The organism is Sphingobacteriales bacterium (genome assembly GCA_012517435.1).
Classification (GTDB): domain Bacteria; phylum Bacteroidota; class Bacteroidia; order CAILMK01; family JAAYUY01; genus JAAYUY01.
In genome coordinates this window covers 1-19,952 of record JAAYUY010000087.1, presented here as the reverse complement: position 1 = coordinate 19,952, position 19,952 = coordinate 1, and the positions used below count along the sequence as shown (strand labels likewise).

Genomic DNA, 19,952 nt, shown 5'->3' with positions numbered 1-19,952 from the left:
TTTCAAACTTTGAAAATGAAATACTGATAGATTTTGAGAGTTTGTCGGTAGTGTTAATATTTATTTCTGCAGGAGGAACGACCTGGGCTTGTGCAAAACCAAAAAGAAGAGCAATCAGGCTTAACAAATAATTTCTGTAGGCAAATTTAAACATTACTCTCTGTTTGGACTATATCCTGAAATCAAAAAACATACAAGGTAATTTCACAGCAGATTCAGGTGCAAATATACGACTTTGATTAAAACAACAAAATCATAAAATCTGTATTTTCAATGAATTATAAATGATTTTCATTTCAAACCCATGAATGATAAAAAAAAGAATGCATTTTTTTATCAATGATATGATTTCGGAAATTTTTCCCAAAATGAAACAGATTTCCCTCATTGAAGCATGCAAAAAACCATTAAACGCTAAACTCAGGCGGCATTTTGCCAAATGTTTTTCTGAGCCAGAAATGAAAACTGTGCATACCGCTACCAAAAAACATCATCGGGCAAAAACCGTAAACATAAGGGATGTTGTTTTCCCTGCAAAACCGGATGGCCTCCTCTGAAGCAGAGCCTTTTCCGGCTCCTTTCTGCATCCATACCCTTTTGATTCCTGAATCCTTACACTGTCTGACCAAATCTTCTGTATCCCCGGGTTTTGTTGCAATAATCAGGGATTCTACTTCTGCCGGCAACGATTTAACATCGTGATAACATTTCTCTCCTTCCAGTTCATCGGCAAATGGATTAACAGGATAAATCCTAATTCCCCTTTTTTGCAATTCTTTCATGAGGCCATTGCCCCATTTGTTTTTATTCCTCGAAACACCTGCAATGGCAATATGTTTCTGCTCAAGAAATTCGTCAATGATTTTTTTCATGCTTTTATTTTATTGTTCAAAGGTAAAATTATATCTTTCTTCAGTGAAAAACATTTGATTTTCTCACGTAAATTTAATTTTATGAAAAAGATTTTTCTTGCTTTTGCTTTATTTTCAATGATAATGACAATTTCCTGCACATCTGACAAACCGGCAAAGTATCAGAAAGAGCAATCAAAACTTCAGCTTAAAGCCATTGATACCATGACAAAAGCGCTGGTTCAGACTATTTCAGGAAAAGCAGGTGAAATACGTGACTGGAAAAGATTTAAAAACCTTTTTTTACCTGAAGCCACACTGACAGGTATTACCTATATTGGCAACCATTCCGGTGCAGTTACGCTAACCATCGATGAATATATTAACCTCGCTGACAGAAAGTTTGCTGAAACTTCCTTCTATGAAATGGAACTTAATAAAACTATAGAGGTTTTCGGAAATATCGCTCAGGTATTTCAGGTTTTTATTACATCCGAAAGCAAAGGAAACAAGGCCGGAAAACGAGGCATTAATAGCATCCATCTTGTGTTTGATAAGGGAAGATGGTGGATCGCCAATATTGTCTGGGATTATGAAACTCCCCGAAATAGAATCCCTTCAAAATATCTGGGCAATGAACACCGGGAGATTTTACCTTCTTAACCTGAAGATGAAAGACTTAAAATGGTTTTTATTTAAATTGATTTAACGGAAGTTAAATGATTAAAAATCACTGTTTAAACTATTGAGGCAAACCAATGTCAAAATATGGACGGAATTACACAATTTTATGATAATCATTTTAAATCTCTGATAATGAACAGGTTTTTGTTTTTACTCGTTTTCTTATTTCCTTTCAGTTTGTTTTCACAGGATCTTTATAGCCTGTACAGTATAAAAACATTGGATATTCATTTTTATAATATCAACTGGGATAAATTGCTCGATTCCCTCAAACAAGCAGGATCAGATTCCTGCATTTTAGCCAGAATAACTTATGATAGTACGGTATTCGATCAGGTGGGAATCAGGTTTAAAGGCAACAGCTCATACAACCCAAACAGTAAAAAAAATCCGTTTCATATTGAATTGGATTACATTCAAAATCAATCGATTAATGGATATAAAACCCTTAAACTTTCCAACATGTTTAAAGACCCTACTTTTGTCCGGGAAGTGTTGGGTTATCAGATTGCAGGTAATTATCTGCCTTCTCCCTTAAGCAACTTTATCAATGTTTCCATTGATGGCGAATATATCGGCCTTTATACCAATACGGAAAGTATTAATAAAACATTTGTCCAGAAACATTTTGGCTCTAAGGAAAATAGTTTTTTTAAATGTGATCCGGTATCTATCAGCGGAAAACCTCAGCCTCCTCCCGCAGGATGTCCTGTCGTTCCCGGAATATCTTCTTCCCTGAATTATCTGAATGATGATACTTCCTGTTACACTGTCTTTTATGAAATCAAGTCGGATTATGGATGGACAAAGCTGTTGAACCTGATCAAATCACTAAACCTGAACCTTGAAGCACTTCCTCAATACCTGAATATTGACCGGACACTCTGGATGCTGGCCTTTAACAATATCTTTGTCAATCTTGATTCTTATAATGGTTCAGGACACAATTACTATCTCTGTGAAGATAATTATGGCCGTTTTCAGCCGGTTTTATGGGACCTGAATGAATGCTTTGGCGTTTTCAGAAATACAGGAATCACCATGCTGAATAATTCACAGATGCAGACTCTTGCTCCCGACTTAAATGTGATGAACAACAACAGGCCTTTGCTTCAAAAATTGCTCAAAAACACCGAATACAGAAAAAAGTATTTTGCCCATTACCGCACTATTTTTAATGAATTTGTTCAAAATGATTCATTTCTGACAATGGCTCAATCACTTCAAAGTCTGATTGATAATGAGGTTAAATATGACCCTAATAAAAAATACTCTTATTTAGATTTCCAGAATTCCCTCAATCAAAACATCGGAAGCGGACAAGGGGAAATTATTGGCCTGAATGTACTGATGTCGGTCAGAAAAAATTTTTTAGCCAATCATCCTGATATAACAATACCGCAGCCAATTATTCAAACTGTTAAACAATTTGACAGCAAACAACCTTTTGGAAAAGCAATTCCTGTTACTGCTGTCATTTCCGATGCCAATAAAGTCTGGCTTTATTACAGAAACCGTTCATTTGCTCCTTTTCAGGCTATTCAGATGTATGATGACGGACAACATTATGATAATCAGGCAGGAGACAACATTTTTGGTGCTGCGATTCCGGCTCAGGATGCCGGAGTTACGGTTCACTATTATATTTACGCTGAAAATAATGAAGCCGGTTCATTTTCTCCGGCCAGAGCAGAAAACCAGTACTATCTCGTTATAATAACAGGAAATTCGGCAATATCTGATAAGGTGGTCATTAATGAAATTATGGCTTCCAACACCAAGACCGTTCAGGACGAAAACGGAGAGTATGACGACTGGATTGAGCTTTATAACAACGCAAACACAGATATTTCCTTAAAAGGGTTTTACCTTTCCGACAATAGCTCCAATCCGTTCAAATGGATATTTCCTGATACTTTCATCCGTGCCAATTCATTTCTGATACTTTGGGCAGATGAAGATGAAACACAGCCCGGTTTGCATGTCAATTTCAAATTATCGAAATCAGGGGAAGAAGTCCTGCTTTATGATAGCAGTAAACAATTGGTTGACAGTCTGAATTTCGGAGCTCAGCAAGATGATATAAGCTTAGGCCGTTACCCGAACGGAACAGGAAATTTCATTCCCATGCCGCCAACTTTCAATCAGCAAAACATTGAATTTGGCTATATTGCTGAACATAATGACAACAAAATCCTGATCTTTCCCAATCCTGCCTGTCAGGTCATTACCGTTGAATGTCTTCCTGAATTTCTCCCGGACAAAATAGAAATCTTTAACACGATGGGCAAGAAAATCAAAGAAACAGAAACTCATAAAGCAACAAAAATTCAAATCAATGTTTCTGAATTTGAAAATGGTTTATACCTCCTGAAAATGGGGAACAAAACAAGCAGGTTTTTTGTTATTCATTAAAAATGCTTTGAATTCATCCATAAATATTTTCTGGTTCAGACGTGACCTCAGGCTTTCTGATAATACAGGATTGTTCCATGCCCTAAAAAGCGGATTAGCTGTTCTTCCTGTATTTATTTTTGACGAACATATTATTTCCAACCTCAACGAAAAAACAGACAAAAGGCTCTCATTTATTCTCTTTTATCTTAAAAAAATTCAAACTGAACTGGAAAAACATGGTAGCTCTTTGCTTGTTTTAAGAGGAACTCCAGAAAATGCTTTTCTTAACCTAATCCAACGTTTTCCTGTAACAGCTGTCTATACAAACCGCGATTATGAACCTTATGCAGTTGACCGTGATCATAAAATCCGGCAACTCCTTCATTCCTATCATATTGGTTTTCACGACTTCAAAGATCAGGTAATTTTCGAAAAAGATGAAATTTTAAAACCTGACGGAAAACCTTATACCGTTTTTACCCCATACAGCAAAAAATGGAAGGAGAAACTTAAAACCGGCACCATCCCTTACTTCCCTTCTGAAAAGTTAATGGATCATTTCCTGAAAACACAACCTTTTGAATTTCCTGAACTGAATTGCCCCATGGTTACCGATGAAAATGAATGGGCATATAATCTCAGCGCTGCACTACTGACAAATTATGAAAAAGAGCGAAATTTTCCGGTAAAAAACGGCACTTCAGGCGTAAGCATTCACCTGAGGTTTGGAACTCTCAGTGTCAGAAAACTGGTTGAAACGGCTCTGATTTATTCAGAATCTTGGTTGAATGAACTGATCTGGCGGGAATTTTTTATGCAGATTCTTGCTCATTTTCCTCATGTGGTCAGCCAGTCATTTCGCCCTGCCTATGATCAAATCAGTTGGCTGAACAATGAAAAGGATTTTGAACGATGGTGCAGAGGTGAAACAGGCTATCCTATCGTGGATGCAGGCATGAGGCAACTCAATGAAACAGGGACTATGCACAACAGGGTAAGAATGATTACAGCCAGCTTTCTGGTAAAACATCTGTTAATTGACTGGCGGTGGGGCGAGTCATATTTTGCTTCAAAACTGATGGATTTTGAACTTTCATCCAACAACGGCAACTGGCAATGGGCAGCAGGCAGTGGCTGCGATTCTGCTCCTTATTTCAGAATTTTTAACCCAATTACTCAGGCCGAAAAATTTGATACTGATAAGCTTTACATTAAAAGATGGGTTCCGGAATGGTCAGGCAATAAATATATCAAGCCCATCATTGATCACAATTTTGCCAGGGAAAGATGTATAAAAACCTTTAATGCAGCATTAAAAAACAGGTAGCTATTTTTTACTTTTCTGCTCTTTTTCTGCTAATTTCTTCGCTTTTTGAATCTCTTTGTATTTTTCTTTGGTCACCACCTCGCCATAAACACTTACGCCTTTTTCAACAAGAATGCCGGCATTTTTATCCGGAATATTGGTAAAAATACGAATGGTTTCAATAAAATTTCTCGGATCATGGGCAGCTCCATTGTAGGTAATGGTAATGACAGCGCTGTCTTTAGGGGCAATGGTCATTGGATTTGCCTGAATAGTCAGACAATTGGGACAATTAAAGCTAAACCTGTTTATTTTTACGGTTGAATCTCCGTTGTTTTTCAACACCAGTGTTCTGGAGGCTGTTTTACCCTGCTGAATGACAGAATAATCAATATGATTGGTTGATAAAACAAACGGATACTGCGGAGGGGCTGCATTTTTAGGAACGACATGTCCGCTGATAAAAAGTGTAACCTGAGGCTCATTTTTGGCATTTGATGTTACCGATACGCTCTTGGCAAAATCTCGATTAGTATATCCGTTGGTATTAAAAACAACATCAATTTTGCCACTGTCACCGGGAGCAATATCTCCTCTTGGCCATGCGGGGGAAGTGCAGCCGCATCCTGCCCTTACATCATTCAGCCGAAGAATTTCATTACCTGTGTTGTAAAATGTAAAAGTGGTTTTAGGATAAGACCCTTCAATTACATTTCCAAAATTGTAACTTGTCCGGTCGAACCTGATGGCCGGCTGGGCATTTACTGCAACAGTAACTAACATTGCAATAATAATAAAAAATGCCTTCATATTTCCGGATTTAAAGATTTTTTCAGGATGTAAAGGTATGAAATTATTTCACAAAACCTTTAAAATATAAGACTATTACTTTGTCCGACCCGTTATCATCCACATTGGTGGTTACAGTAATGGATTTATGAACATTCTGTCCCTTATATCCATTGGAATGAAAGGTGGCTTTAATTTCTCCTGACTTTCCGGGCATGATGGGCTCTTTTGGCCAATCTGAAGCTGTACATCCACATGCAGGTTTAACGTTTTTCAATAACAAGGGAGCTTTTCCGGAATTAAAAAACTTGAATGTCATTTCAACGGATGTACCCTCGTTAATAGTGCCGAAATCATAGGATGGATTTTCAAAATAAATATCAGGTTTCGGACTTTTGGTTGCTGAGGTCTTTTGCTGTGCATTGGCACCTGATAAAAATACAAAAATTGAAATCGCTAACAATATGTTTTTCATAGCTTTAAAATTTATTTGTCAATTCTTACAGGTGATTGGGGTGTTTCAGGCTCTGCTGGCTTGGGTTTAACTTTTCCCTTGAAAAAGATTACTTCCGTATTGTTTTCATTTGCATTGAAAGTAACTGTAATGGATTTAAAAAACTCTCTTCCGCCATACCCATTTGAATTAAACACAGCCTTAATCATTCCTTTTTCACCTGGCATAACCGGTTCCCTCGTCCATTCCGAAGCTGTACAGCCGCACGATGGTCTTACATCCTTTAATAACAGCGGCTTGTCTCCTACATTGGTGAAATTAAAAACAAAAGTGGCATAAGTCCCTTCTGTAATTTCCCCAAAATCATGGGATTTTTCTTCAAACTGAATTTTCGGGCCAACAGCATTTGCATTGGGGTTATTTTCCTGTGCAAAAACCAGGCTCACCAACATGACAAACGGTAAAACAAGAATCTTTTTCATATACTTAATTTTTTGTTGATAATTTCATGACAAACTTAAGACGATGTTTGATTATACAAAATACATACCTTAGTATGCCTGAAAATTAATAAATGCTCAAATTTAACTGCTTTTTTCATGATGATGCTCATTTCTGATTAAAATCTCTGCTTTTTTCAGTTGATAATCATACTTCATCAGATATAACCCCAGATTTGAATGCGGAAATTTGTCCATTTCGCTGATCGGCAGGTTCATCAAAAGGCAGATAAAAATCCGAAGTGCCCTGCCATGCATACATATCAGTATGTTTCTTTCGCTTTGCCTTGATAAAATCAACTCCAGCACCTTCCTTTGCCTTCGTGCAACGTCTTCAGGACTTTCTCCCATCCGGATTTTTTCATTTGTATATCCCTGCCCCCATCGCCTGGCAATTCTTCTCAGTTTAATCCATGCAGCCGGGGTTAAAAGCTTCCCTTCCATTTCTCCCCAGTTGATCTCATTCAGCTCTGCAAAAGACTCATGGGGTATTCCTTGATTTATAAACATTTGAACACTTTCTATACTTCTTTTCAGCACCGAAGTATATATCTTGTCAAAAGACACGTTTTTATACTTATGATAAAAATGTTCCGCCTGTATCCGGCCTTTTTCGTTTAAGGATGCATCAATGCTGGATCCCTGCAAATATCCCTTTTTGTTGAAGTCGGTTTCTCCATGTCTTATCAGATAAATAAATTTTTCACCGGGTTGATTTGTCACTTGTTGCTATCTTTACATTTTTTTTGAACCGCCAAAATTATTGTATTATTATGATAGACACCTCATACCCGGTCGAAAAATTAAATATGACCAATAAAAACACATTGTCTGAAAGCCTCGGCATCGAATATATCGAAGTAACACCCCTTTATCTGAAGGCAAGAATGCCAGTTGACAGCAGAACTGTTCAGCCACTAAGACTGATGCATGGAGGTGCTTCTGCTGCCCTTGCTGAAATGACAGGAAGTATGGCTGCATATCTTTCCATCGACAGGGAAAACTATTATTGTGTCGGGCTTGAAATGAAAATTAATCATATCAAAGCTGTCAGAAGCGGATATGTTTTTGCAACCGCAACACCGCTGCATCAAGGTTTTACTACTCAGGTCTGGCAAATTGATACCCGGGATGAAAATGACGAACGTGTTGCTTTTAGCGTTCTTACCATGGCCATTGTTCCACTTGACAAAATTTCCAGATCAATCATCCGTGATATTTTCAAACAACTGGATTGATTATTAATGACAGGGATATAAACAGAAGAATTACATTAAAGACGCTGAACGCTTATTGCAACTTATTATTTTTCATCCACAAACTTAAACATTACATATTTTATGCTCTCACCTTTTGCCATAAAAATACTTTCAAAATAAGAAGGTATCGTATTGAACTCGTTCTGTAAGGGAGAATGGTAAAGGTCGTTGGTTTGAGAAATTATTAAATAGCCTGACTCTTGTATGCTTTTTATTCCAAAATCAAATAAATGACTGTTGTCTGTTTTAAAGTGTAAAATGCTGCCATTCTGAATGATCTTCTTATAGCGTTCCAGAAAAACTGTTGAAATGAGTCTTTTTTTCCACTTACTGGGTTTGGGATAGGGATCAGGAAAAGGAATCCAGATTTCACTGACTTCTCCGGGGGCGAATGCTTCTTCTATTTTATCAATATTCATCTGAATAAAAGCGACATTCGAAAGGCATTCTGCCAATGCATTTTTAGCAGCCCGCCAAAGCCTTGCTCCATCGAGGTCGATACCGATAAAGTTTCTTTCAGGAAACTGTTTCCCAAGTTGCAGACTAAACTCTCCTTTTCCACATCCTAACTCAAGCGTTATTGGCCTTTGATTTGAAAAAACCTTTTCGCTCCACACTCCTTTGAAAGAAAAAGGATTAGCGTAAAAATTCTCAAATCCCGCTAATTCATTGAATTTTCGTTGCTTATGCCTCGACATTACTTTTTATCAAACGCTGCAAAAGTAAACCCGATTCATCTTTAAGGAAAAAGACGGATTAAAGTTTCTCCCCAAATGCCAGATCCCCTGCATCTCCGAGACCAGGTACAATGTATGATTTCTGGTCTAATTCTTCATCAATTGCGCAGGTCCAGACAGAAACATTTTCCCCTTTCAGTTCATTTTCAAGTAATCTGATTCCCTGAACAGCAGAAATAACAGATACAATGTGTGTATGAAGTGGTTTTGTTTCCTTCGTCAACGTCCTGTAAACTTTCACCAGTGATGAAGCCGTTGCGAGCATTGGATCGGCAAGAATCAGTATTTTTTGTTCAACAGAAGGGCCCGAGACATAATCAAGCTGAATATCAAAGTCGTAGCCCTCTGTGTGTTTTCTGTATGCCGCAATGAAAATGTTTTCAGCTTTATCGAAATAGGACAAAATACCCTGATGAAGAGGCAATCCTGCCCTTAAAATACTGGCAATGACTATTTTATCTTTCGGAACAAATACTATTTTTTCACCTAATGGTGTCTTTACTTTTATTGGCTCAAAGGTCAGGGTTTTGCTCACTTCGTAAGCTAAAATCTTCCCCAGTCTTTCAATGTTTGTTCTGAAACGAAATTTGTCCTGCTGAATGACAACATCTCTCAGCTCGGCCATGAAACTGCCAATCAGTGAATGGTCTTTTCCTAAATGATTGATCTGCATTTCTATTCTACAATAACTTTGATTGAAATCTGTTCTTTCTCATTTAATAAAAGCAGGATATACAAGCCCTTGCTTAATGTTCCGGACTCAATACTTTCATGCCGCCTGACTCTGCCTTCCTGCACTATCTCTCCTAAAGCATTTAGTAACATAAATTTATAATCATCACTGCCACTGCTGTTCAAAACAGTAAAATGACCCTTTCCGGGATTTGGAAAAACACTGATATTTCTTAAATTCCTTTGATCTCCAATTGTTGGATTTTCAACATAAATATCCTGACAGTAGCTTGAATCACAACCCTCATGATTGAAAACAGTCAGGCAAACGTGAAAAGTTCCGTTTTGTTTGTATAAATGTTGTGGTTTTTTATCAGCAGAAGAAGTTGAATCACCAAAATCCCAATGGTATTTCACTGCATTAGTGTCTTCAGGTTCAAAAAGTACATTTCTGAAGGTTATTTCATTATACTTCCACCCGGCATTTATCTCATGGACAAAAATCTTAACAGAGTCTTCAGCATTTTTTTCCGAGCAATCATCCTTCAAAACCACCTTGAAAAAAGTGTTTTCAAAAACTTTAAAGCTTTGATCGGGGCTATTGTCTCCCGCATAGTTCCAGATAAAACTGTAAGATGTGGTATCTCCTCCCGAAGCTTTCGCTTTAAGATTTACTGACTGACCCACGCATAAAGTATCATCACTGGCTGTCAGTTGAATTTTAAGCGGGGGCCATACAAATACTGATAAGGAATCCGTAGCTGATGGTATTGTACAGGCATCAGACAGATGAACAATGTATTTTTTGCTGAAATATATTTTTTCTGAAACGAAAGTATCATTTACTGCCAGATTTTCCCATGTGAAAAGATAATTTTGCTTTATTCCGCCTGAGGCAACAGCAAAAACATTCAGGTTATTCCCTGAACAAAGGGTATCAAAGTCTGAGCTAAGTTTAATTTTCAGGGGTTCTCTGACGACCAGCCAAAAGCTATCGCTTGCTTCTTTCACCGTACAGTTATCTTCCAGAGTTGCCTTGATCCACAGTGAAGTATCCGCTGTAAATGATGACTGATAACCAAGGCTTCCTGTATTCCATTGAACCTGATAGCCGGGGAAATACCCACCCGAAGGACTTGCAGAAAATATCACCTGTGTTCCATAACAGACGGTATCTGAAAGAGTAGTAATATCAATACCCAATGGCTTTCTGACATAAACAACAATGCTGTCGCTGGCCATATTGGAAGAACAGCTATCGGTGATCACCACTTTAAAAACCGTATCATGCATGGGCATGGCGATGATTGAATCGGATTGGGATCCTGTACTCCACAAATAATAATAGTTTTCATTTCCGCCACTTGCCATAGCCTTTACAACAACCTCTTCTCCCTGACAAATCGTATCAGAAGAAGCTTTTATTTTTACATTGATTTCCTGCCTGACGGTTATTTCAATTGAATCAGTTACCGGGTAAAGGGAACAGTTATCATACACTGTAATAAAAAATCTGCCTGTCTGATAAAGCGTGGCTGTCGCCTTGTTATTATTCCCGCCAATATTGTCCCACACATAAAAATATGCTGTTGAGTCACCACCGGAAGTGTTTCCTGTCAAAAATATGGCTTCTCCATAACAAATTGTATCTTGTGAGGCAGTTAAATCAATGCTGAGCGGTGGATGAACAATGACTTTTGTGTGAGCAGTAGCCGTATCACTGACACAGGCATTCCATGCATGAAGCCTGTAATAACCTATATCACTGAAAACCAGACTATCAAATATCAAAAGGGTGTCGTGTGCGCCTGAAATGTCCAGCCAATTAACTGTATCGGTGCTCTTCTGCCAGGTAAAAGAATAAGGCAGCAGCGATGTAACCTTTGCCTTTAATCCGGCTGAATCGCCAATACAGGTAGTGAAACCCGAGGGTAAAACATCAAAATGAAACCCCTGATCAACCCTTATGGTAACAGGATCTGAAAATTCAACATTCAGGCACTCATTTAACAATCTTATCCTGTATTTCCAGCCATCCTGGCTTTTCTGAATATTTGTCAACACAAGAAATGTATCGGTGGCTCCGCTGATATCTGACCATGTTTTTCCTCCATCAAGGCTTTTTTGCCACTGTTTATTTACAGGAGATTTACCGGAAATCTGACAGCTTAATGTTTTGGAAGAACCCGGACAAACGGTGTCATCTGATGATAAAAACATTATTTTCGGAGGCAATATATTCGAATCGGGGCTAAACAATACCGCATTCATCCGCTGGCTTCTGCTGCCTGAACTATCGTAGGCATTGATACTGAAATAATAGGAATTTATATTGTTTAATCCTTTTACAGTATAAAAAGTATCAGTCGTCTGGCCTTGTCTGACCATCTGCCCGTTCATTTCCATAAAAACATCATAATTGACTGCATCTACTACTTTTGGCCAATATAAATAAACCTGTCCGCTGCATGATTTGGCATTTAAAACACCGGGTTTGTTCATAATATAAAATGCAGTATCGCTGACATCTGAAAGACTTCCACTGCTGACCCTTATTAAACACATTGAGCTGACAACTGCAGGAACTGTCCAGTTGTAATATCTTTGTGTTGCCGAAACATTGCTGTTAATGGTTTGCCAGTTTTGTCCATAATCAATAGAATATTCGATTTTAAAATTTGAGGTATTTCCAAAGGCATCCCAAAAAATGGTTTCTGTTGTCCCGGGTGTGAAACTCTCATCTCCGTTGGGATAAGTTACTTTTATTTCTTCTTTTTGAAATTCATAGGTCATCGTAAATGTCTGATAACCAAGAGGTACTCTTCGGGCAAAAATATTGATAACATAATTTCCCTGTGGAGGATTATTGATGACTACCTGCTCAATATTATTGACAGAATCAACAGACTGTACAGCAGTACTTGAAAAATTCGAAGTATCAAGTACCAAAGGAAGATATTGGTTGTTGTTGACATCAATTACTTTCAGATCAAGATTATTAATCAGCGACATGGAATCATAAGGTTTGTACATGGAAGCAGGGACATCACTCCAGCAAAGTAATACCTTTAATTGTTTGACACCAGAAGGTACAGCAATCGTATCTTTCCTCGTCTGGTTGTTGGATAAAGAATCGAAAATAAATCTTTTTTCCTGAATGGCCTGTGCAGCTTTGTAAGCATTGATCCTCCCAAAACCAAATTTAAAATCAGGGCCCGGATTCCCATAATCCGTAGCCGTATTGCATAAAACAGCCTTTAAGGTTGAAGCGTCCGGCTCCTTACTGAACACTTTCCGGTAGTGTTCGAACAAAAGGGCTATGGTACCGGATGTTCCCGGACATGCCATAGATGTCCCGTTATAGTATCCATAATTGTTGTTCGGTAAAGTGGAATAAACATTTGAGCCGACAGCACATACTTCAGGTTTTAGCCTGCCATCTCTGACAGGCCCCCAACTGCTGAAACTGGTCATCTGGTCGGTATAGCTTACTGCTCCTACCACCACAGCATTCTTTGATGACTGAGGGCCGCTGCTGACAGTACGGTAACCACCTTTAGCGCATTGTGACTGATAATTGCCGGCAGCATAAACATGTACAAGATATGGATGATTTCTGACCAGTCTGTCGAGCAAATAACTGTAAATATCGTAATAACCTCTGTTTTTACAGGTATCCCAGTTTGGATCATAAGCATAGGAATTCTGTGTAATAACAATACTGTCGTACTTTACGCAGGTATCCATTTCCCATGGAATCCAGTCCCAGAAATCCCATGAATAGATTTCAGCTTCCGGAGCCATTCCGGCAGCAGCCGGATTGATTACTCCTGATCCCAATACTGTACCGGCAACGTGGGTGGCATGGTTTGATACAGCCACCTTATTTTCACGTATAAATGTACGGTCTTTCAGATCAACATGAACGCCCAGCGGGCCTGAATCCCATTCGCCTACCCTGACATACTTACCAGTTAACCCTAAAGCTCCGGAATATTTTGCCGAAATAACATTTGAGCGGTGATTGGCTTTTTCAACAAGATTATCTGAAACAAAAGGAGGTGGTACAATGCTTACAAACTTCACCCATGGAAGTTCTGCAATTTGTTTTGCCTCCTCTGTTGTAACCCTTGCGACAAAATGAAATAACGAAGGCACAAAACGAATCACACTAATCTTATTTTCAACGATCTGACTCTGAATCAGGTTTTCAGGAATATCTTCAAAATATAAAACGACTACATCTGTTTCTCCATTGGTTTGTATAGCATAAGCAGGGGGCTGAAGTAATCTGTAGTCGAGTTTCATTTCTGTGCTTATTTCGTTGATTTCCTTATTGATGCCTGAATGTGTCAACCATGAAACGGATTCTCTTCTGACAGAAATTACATACGTTTTTCCACTTACGAACTCAAGCAATTCAACACCCTTATTTTTTAAAAAATTTTGGGTTTCAATGGCGGGAATTTCTCTGAACTCAGCCAGTAAATAATATTTCCCATTAAAAGGTTCTCTTTTAAACCTAATATCCTGGCACTGCAGATAATTCAATTGTATAAAATTGATTATCAAAGAAATAATGAGGATTTTTTTCATAAAATTGTTGAAGCTGATAAATTTTTTCTGACAATAAACATTTTACTGATGTATTCAGGAGGTAATTCAGGATGATAATTGAGCTTTAGTTTTCCGTTAAAATCTGGCTCTGTATGATTTGTTTCAGGAATATCCAGAATTTCAATGAAAGGATAAGATAACTGAAGTTTGATGTCGTCTTCAGGCACCACAAACATTTCCATGTGTATGTCTTTCCCTATTCCAAATTTGGCAAGTCTTTTACGTATTTTCAGAGACGACCGTATCTTTTTGGCAAAAGATAACGGGCGGCTTCTTTTTACGGGGATCTGAAAAACAAGAATGCCCCCGGGTTTCAGCAATCTGACAAACTCACCGATATACAATAAACTGTTCTGTGGCGGAATATGCTGTAATACAATGGTTGACAGAATAAAACTGAACTGATTGGATTTAAGTACTTTCAGGTCGGAAGAGGTATTATGAATAAAAGAAATTTTTTCAGAAATATCTGCATTTAATTCCATCGCCTTTTCCAGCATGCTTTTCGAAACATCAACGCCCACCACTTCTGTAAAATATTTTGTCAATGCACGGGTCAGGCGTCCTGCTCCACATCCGAAATCAAGTGCTTTGTCCCTGTCGAACGGCAGAAAATGATTGGTAAATAAATGATTGAATATAATTTCTACTTCTTCATAACCGGCTTGCAAAAACTCATTTTTCTCCCATTTATTTCCCCTTTTTTCCGGATCAGTACAAATCGCCCACAAGGGATCTTCTTTTGCCAGTTGCTCCCAGACAGCACTCGTTTGTTTCAAATTCATTTGTAATGCGGAAAATTAAATATTGCAAATTTACCACTTTTTATAAGGATTTTTAAACAAGTTTGCATTGTAGTAACTGGCAATGCCTGTTACTTCCTCCTTCACCCACCGTGGAATTTCTATTTCTTCGTTCATTGATTCCAATTCAATTTCTGCCAGAACAAGCCCTTCATTTTCTCCATGAAATACATCAATTTCCCATCTCTTACCATTAATTAATTCAATATACCTTGTCTTTTCAATGATGAATCCTTCACAATAAAGCTCCAGCATTTCTTCAGCATCTTGAACCGGAATACTGTATTCATATTCATTTCGTTGAAAACCAACATCTTCTCCTTTTATTGATAAAATGGCCTCCTCTTCTGAAATTCTTACTCTGACAGTTAATTTTTCACTGGTAAATAAATAGCCCTGCCTGTAAAAAACACCGGATGAACCGGGCTTCCATTCCGCCAGATTTACCAGAAATTTTCTTTCTATCTCTTTTGCCATCGGCTTTTATTAACAAATTTTTATGAATTTGTGGTTTTTTATTCACTGCCAAGGTAAACACATCGGCCTAATTTTGCACACATAACGATTGACCTTTTTATGAATTTATTCGCCAAACGATTTATTCTTGTTTCCTTACTGTTATTAATTTCCGTCTCATCCCATAACCAGACGGCTGCCAGAAAAATCGTATTGTATTGGGGTAGTGTGGCAAATTTTGAATGGACAGCTTCAGAGTTGCAGCAAATCGACCGTTTAGAAGTGGTAGATACTATTAAAAACCGTAAAATTTCAGAAATCAGTAAATTCAGGTTTATCATTCAGCCTCTTTTAGATGGCCCGGTGAAAGTTGCTGAATCAAACGGCCCTGAATTCAATCAAACCATGAAAGATTATATTGCTTCGTCAAAACCCGGTGACCGCATTGTTGTTACGGATATTTTTGCATTCGTTGAAACCCAAGGGAATCGCCAAATTCCTGCTGCCGCTGTGTTTGAAGTAAAGTAATCATTTGATTATCTGACACTTAAAACAAAAGATGTATTTTTTTAATAATTTTAGTACTATGTATTGCATATTACCTTTTTATTGCAGTATCTTTGCAATAAAAACAAACAGGACTTTTTCGAAAAACCGTAATGAATACAGAAAACACAAAAGCACAAATGAGAAAGGGGGTACTTGAATTTTGCATTTTATCGGTACTTTCACATGGTGATGCTTATGCTACAGATATTCTGAATGAGCTGAAGAAAGCCAGATTACTCGTAGTGGAAGGTACACTTTATCCCCTTCTAACCCGACTGAAAAATATGGGATTGCTCAGTTATCGCTGGGAAGAATCATCTCAGGGACCTCCAAGAAAATATTATCGTCTTACTGAAGATGGCTTTCTTTTTCTTGAAGAGTTGAAAAAAGCCTGGATTGAACTTGTTAATAGTATTGAAACCCTTCAAAAAATGTAAAAATGAAAAAAACCGTAACCGTCAACCTGAGTGGAATCGTTTTTCATATTGACGAAGATGCTTACGAATTACTCAGCAATTATTTAAATCTTATTAATGCCCGGTTTTCCGATGAAAATGAGGCCAAAGAGATCATGGCAGACATTGAATCACGCATTGCTGAAATATTTCGCGAAAAGTTGCAGGGCAGACAGGTAATTGAAATTCAAGATATTGAAGAAATAATGGCTACAATCGGGAAGCCTGAAGATTTTGAATCTTCAGGATATAAGGAAGAGAATGAAGCGTTTTCAGAAGCTCAGAAAGGGTACAAACGTATGTATCGTGATCCGGATGAACGCATTCTTGGGGGAGTTTGTGGTGGTATTGCCGCATATTTTAATACTGACCCAGTTTTTATCCGCGCCTTGTTTGTCATTGTCCTGATCATTTCTGCCGGTACGGCCTTTATTGCATACCTTGTTCTATGGTTTATTATACCTGAAGCCCAAACAAGAGCTCAGAAGCTTGAAATGAGAGGCAAACATGTCAACCTTGAAAATATCGAAAAAACCGTAAGACAAGAATTCAACACTGTTAAAGAAAACATTAAAAAAATTGATTTTTCGAAAAAACTTAGAGATTTAGGACTTTCCCTTGAAAAATTTTTGTTAAAGCTTGGTAAGGGCATTCTGGCAGCCTTTAAATCATTGTGGATATTCATTGGCATTCTGCTTCTTTTAACAGGCTTATTTCTGCTTTTAATGCTTACGGGATCATTCTGGTCAAATAAATTGTACATTTCTGCGTCATCTTTTTTTTCCTCCTCTTATTCGCTTCCTAATCTCCTCGCTACCATAACTTCGGCTCCGGTTGCAACGTTTACATCGATAGGAATTATCCTTGTAGCAGGGATTCCTATGGTATGGCTTATTTATAGCGGTATCCGGCTCGTTTTCAGAATCCGGTCACATGATAGAATTTTCAACATATTGACATCATTCCTTTTCGTATCCGGATTGGCTATTCTATTCATTTCTGCAGTAATTATCGGTAAAGATTTCAGGGCCGAATCCCGAACAACCCTTAAAGAAATTATTCCACAGGCAACCAATGATACTCTTTATTTAGGATTTCTGCCAGATTCTTCTGAAAATGGATTTTATCTTCTGAAATCAAATGATTTTAAGATATTCACTTCCAAAGTAAGGCCACAACTTATGATATCTCCAACCTACAGAATCAAAGGAAGTTTCAACTATTTTGTTTCCGTTGAGAAAAATATAACTGCACGTGGTAACAACACCCTCGATGCAAAGCAAAACATTGAAAATCTATCTTTTACCATTATTGCGAATAAAGATTCAATCCGTTTTTCTCCATATTTTACTATTGAAAAACACAAAAAATACAGGGGTCAATGGATTGAAAACACATTATTTATCCCTGTCGGCAAATATGTTTTTTTGGATGAAAGTTTTAAAAACTTAATAACCGACTTTGAAGGAGATAGAAGTATTTATCCGGAAAAGTTTTTCAACAGATATTTAAAAATGACCTCAAAAGGACTTGTTTTGGCCGAATAATCACCTGATTCAATGAAAAAGTTTTTACTCTTATTCCCTATTCTGATAACCAGTAATTTTTTATGGTCGCAGAATGTTTCTTATTTAAATCAGAAAGCAGTCGGGTTAAGTTTAAGCAATGGATTACCCCTGTATGAATTGCCCGAAGGGGGTTTTTACCAACCTTTCATTCTAAACGCATATTATCGTCTGCCTGTATTTAAAACAAAAAATGCTTTTAATCTTCAGATATCGTTTAAACCGCAATATGCTGGTTTATATGTCAATCAACATTTTCATCACGAAACAGGGCTCAATGTTGGATTTGATCTAAGTGTCAGACTTTCAGACAACAGCATGCTAACCTACTCAACAGGCAGCGGCCCTCATTTTATTACTTATCAATCCAGGCGCCAGGCAAAAGGCTTTATCTTTTCCGACAATTTTTTACTGGTATTCAGAAAAAAAACGGGAATTGATTCGGACTTTGAATTTGAGATATTTTCAGGCATCCGTCATATTTCAAATGCAGGAATAAAAAGGCCGAACGGAGGTATTAATAATTGGATAATAGGGTTTTCATTGGGTAAACTGCTCTGAAAATTCCCGCAGATCATAAATGATAATGTTATGGTATTTACCCATTGGTTTTTTTGTAAACTGCTGAATCTGAGGATGTCGGATTATTGCTGAATCATTGACAATCATATATTTTAGACCACACTTAAACATTCTTTCCATCAGAAATGAATCAGTATTGCTCCCGCCTGAAGTAAATCCTTTTTGATCCATCAGGTAAAGTGTTATATTAAAACTTGGATCAGGGATGCTTAAAACAACATCGTTTCTGTTTATTCCAAGTGATCTCAGGTAAGGAGTTATGGTTTCCAGTGAATAATAATATTTCCTGTGCACTTCGTTCATCCAGCCTGAATACCTGTCCTTGACTTTAATTGTTGTTGTTTTAATGCTGAATATCAGAAAGATAATTAAAATAATCCGTGTTAAAACATGGTTAAAAACAACCGGAAACCTTGATTTTAACACCATAAAAAAGGTCAATAGTAAAAAACAAACTGTTATCATCAGATCGATAACATAGTAATCGTGATTCGACATGGCTGAAAACCAAAAAATTACGTAAACAAGACTTCCTGCCAGTAAAAAAAACAGCATCTCTGAATAAAACCTGCCCGTAAATTTTCTGTATATCAAAATGAAAACCAATGAAAAAGCCAATAAATATTGTATGGCAGCAGAAAAATACTGCTTAAACCAAAAGGTCCTAAAATTATGTAAAATCTCTTTAATCGCGGCTTTTTTCAAATTCCAGACAGGATGCAACTGAAAAGAAAACATTCCTGAATGATGCTTTTCATTATACAGGTGTGCGCGGTAATAATAAACAAACACTATCAGTAAAATCAGACCAGCCAATGCCAGCCAGCCAAACATTCGTAAGATGACCTCCTTTCTGTCTTTATGGTTTTTTATGATATTGATAATCAATACGAGTATTAATGAAAGCAGGCTCAGATTATGGGTAATTTTAATTAATCCGCCAAGTAAAAAAAACAGAAAACTCAGAAACAGGAATCTTCGTTTGTTCTTGCTGAAAAATAAAAACGCAAGGTACCATGCAATAAGTATCAATCCAAATGCGGAAGTATTCGGAATAAAATTGCATGAATAGTAAGAAAGAACAGGAGAAGAAAAAAGAATGAATGAACAAATCATGGCTATAAGAGAGTCCTTTAATATCTCCTCACACAACCTGAAAAAGGCAAATAAGCCAAAGAAAACCAATAACAAATCGATTAATCGGAAAATATACTCCTTATGGCCGGTCAGTTTCCAGATATTTCCTGTCAGATAATAGACCAGCGGAAACTCACTG

Annotated in this window: 19 protein-coding genes; 8 read left to right on the top strand and 11 right to left on the bottom strand. The window is 37.5% G+C overall.

Going from position 1 to position 19,952, the window contains the following annotated elements:
• Positions 1 to 407: 407 nt before the first annotated feature.
• Positions 408 to 872 carry a CoA-binding protein gene (locus tag GX437_05480; GenBank protein NLJ07102.1) on the bottom strand — a complete coding sequence of 155 codons (465 nt, stop codon included), beginning with the start codon at positions 870 to 872 and terminating at the stop codon, positions 408 to 410.
• 81 nt (positions 873 to 953) lie between these two features.
• Between GX437_05480 and GX437_05475 the strand changes: the two genes are divergently transcribed.
• The 3 genes from GX437_05475 to GX437_05465 all read left to right on the top strand — a co-directional run bounded on the left by GX437_05475 (position 954) and on the right by GX437_05465 (position 5,259).
• The gene (locus tag GX437_05475; protein ID NLJ07101.1) at positions 954 to 1,514 is read left to right on the top strand and encodes a hypothetical protein; all 561 of its coding nucleotides are present in this window, start codon (positions 954 to 956) and stop codon (positions 1,512 to 1,514) included.
• A gap of 153 nt (positions 1,515 to 1,667) precedes the next feature.
• Positions 1,668 to 3,950 carry a T9SS type A sorting domain-containing protein gene (locus GX437_05470; GenBank protein NLJ07100.1) on the top strand — a complete coding sequence of 761 codons (2,283 nt, stop codon included), beginning with the start codon at positions 1,668 to 1,670 and terminating at the stop codon, positions 3,948 to 3,950.
• Between the two features lie 7 nt (positions 3,951 to 3,957).
• Positions 3,958 to 5,259 carry a deoxyribodipyrimidine photo-lyase gene (locus GX437_05465; protein ID NLJ07099.1) on the top strand — a complete coding sequence of 434 codons (1,302 nt, stop codon included), beginning with the start codon at positions 3,958 to 3,960 and terminating at the stop codon, positions 5,257 to 5,259.
• On the opposite strand, the gene GX437_05460 is transcribed toward GX437_05465, so the two are convergent.
• The 4 genes from GX437_05460 to GX437_05445 all read right to left on the bottom strand — a co-directional run bounded on the left by GX437_05460 (position 5,260) and on the right by GX437_05445 (position 7,704).
• A complete protein-coding gene (locus GX437_05460; protein NLJ07098.1) occupies positions 5,260 to 6,048 on the bottom strand; it encodes a DUF1573 domain-containing protein in 789 nt (262 codons plus the stop codon). It abuts the gene before it with no gap.
• A gap of 43 nt (positions 6,049 to 6,091) precedes the next feature.
• Positions 6,092 to 6,502 (bottom strand): DUF1573 domain-containing protein, encoded by a 411-nt coding sequence (locus tag GX437_05455; protein NLJ07097.1) that lies wholly within the window; start codon positions 6,500 to 6,502, stop codon positions 6,092 to 6,094.
• 11 nt (positions 6,503 to 6,513) lie between these two features.
• On the bottom strand, positions 6,514 to 6,963 hold the full coding sequence (locus tag GX437_05450; GenBank protein NLJ07096.1) for a DUF1573 domain-containing protein: 450 nt from the start codon (positions 6,961 to 6,963) through the stop codon (positions 6,514 to 6,516).
• A 102-nt stretch (positions 6,964 to 7,065) separates the two neighbouring features.
• On the bottom strand, positions 7,066 to 7,704 hold the full coding sequence (locus tag GX437_05445) for a histidine phosphatase family protein (GenBank protein NLJ07095.1): 639 nt from the start codon (positions 7,702 to 7,704) through the stop codon (positions 7,066 to 7,068).
• Positions 7,705 to 7,754: 50 nt separating this feature from the next.
• On the opposite strand from GX437_05445, the gene GX437_05440 reads away from it, so the two are divergent.
• Positions 7,755 to 8,219, top strand: a complete 465-nt coding sequence (locus GX437_05440; GenBank protein NLJ07094.1) for a hotdog fold thioesterase — start codon at positions 7,755 to 7,757, stop codon at positions 8,217 to 8,219.
• Between the two features lie 65 nt (positions 8,220 to 8,284).
• On the opposite strand, the gene trmB is transcribed toward GX437_05440, so the two are convergent.
• The 5 genes from trmB to GX437_05415 are packed head-to-tail and all read right to left on the bottom strand — an operon-like array spanning position 8,285 to position 15,546.
• Entirely contained in the window at positions 8,285 to 8,938 is a 654-nt protein-coding gene (gene trmB / locus GX437_05435; GenBank protein ID NLJ07093.1) for a tRNA (guanosine(46)-N7)-methyltransferase TrmB, read from the bottom strand.
• A gap of 58 nt (positions 8,939 to 8,996) precedes the next feature.
• Positions 8,997 to 9,650, bottom strand: a complete 654-nt coding sequence (upp, locus tag GX437_05430; protein ID NLJ07092.1) for a uracil phosphoribosyltransferase — start codon at positions 9,648 to 9,650, stop codon at positions 8,997 to 8,999.
• A 2-nt stretch (positions 9,651 to 9,652) separates the two neighbouring features.
• The gene (locus GX437_05425) at positions 9,653 to 14,245 is read right to left on the bottom strand and encodes a S8 family serine peptidase (protein ID NLJ07091.1); all 4,593 of its coding nucleotides are present in this window, start codon (positions 14,243 to 14,245) and stop codon (positions 9,653 to 9,655) included.
• On the bottom strand, positions 14,242 to 15,051 hold the full coding sequence (locus GX437_05420; GenBank protein NLJ07090.1) for a class I SAM-dependent methyltransferase: 810 nt from the start codon (positions 15,049 to 15,051) through the stop codon (positions 14,242 to 14,244). The genes GX437_05425 and GX437_05420 overlap by 4 nt, the downstream gene beginning before the upstream one ends.
• A 30-nt stretch (positions 15,052 to 15,081) precedes the next feature.
• Positions 15,082 to 15,546, bottom strand: coding sequence for a CYTH domain-containing protein (locus GX437_05415; GenBank protein NLJ07089.1), 465 nt, complete (start codon positions 15,544 to 15,546; stop codon positions 15,082 to 15,084).
• A gap of 99 nt (positions 15,547 to 15,645) precedes the next feature.
• On the opposite strand from GX437_05415, the gene GX437_05410 reads away from it, so the two are divergent.
• The 4 genes from GX437_05410 to GX437_05395 all read left to right on the top strand — a co-directional run bounded on the left by GX437_05410 (position 15,646) and on the right by GX437_05395 (position 18,655).
• Positions 15,646 to 16,053 (top strand): hypothetical protein, encoded by a 408-nt coding sequence (locus GX437_05410; GenBank protein NLJ07088.1) that lies wholly within the window; start codon positions 15,646 to 15,648, stop codon positions 16,051 to 16,053.
• 131 nt (positions 16,054 to 16,184) lie between these two features.
• Positions 16,185 to 16,511 carry a PadR family transcriptional regulator gene (locus GX437_05405; GenBank protein NLJ07087.1) on the top strand — a complete coding sequence of 109 codons (327 nt, stop codon included), beginning with the start codon at positions 16,185 to 16,187 and terminating at the stop codon, positions 16,509 to 16,511.
• A gap of 2 nt (positions 16,512 to 16,513) precedes the next feature.
• Positions 16,514 to 18,076 (top strand): PspC domain-containing protein, encoded by a 1,563-nt coding sequence (locus tag GX437_05400; GenBank protein NLJ07086.1) that lies wholly within the window; start codon positions 16,514 to 16,516, stop codon positions 18,074 to 18,076.
• A gap of 12 nt (positions 18,077 to 18,088) precedes the next feature.
• Positions 18,089 to 18,655 carry an acyloxyacyl hydrolase gene (locus tag GX437_05395; GenBank protein ID NLJ07085.1) on the top strand — a complete coding sequence of 189 codons (567 nt, stop codon included), beginning with the start codon at positions 18,089 to 18,091 and terminating at the stop codon, positions 18,653 to 18,655.
• Here the strand turns inward: GX437_05395 and GX437_05390 are convergent.
• A partial coding sequence (locus GX437_05390) for a hypothetical protein (protein ID NLJ07084.1) occupies positions 18,635 to 19,952 on the bottom strand: 1,318 nt, incomplete at its 5' end. The genes GX437_05395 and GX437_05390 overlap by 21 nt on opposite strands.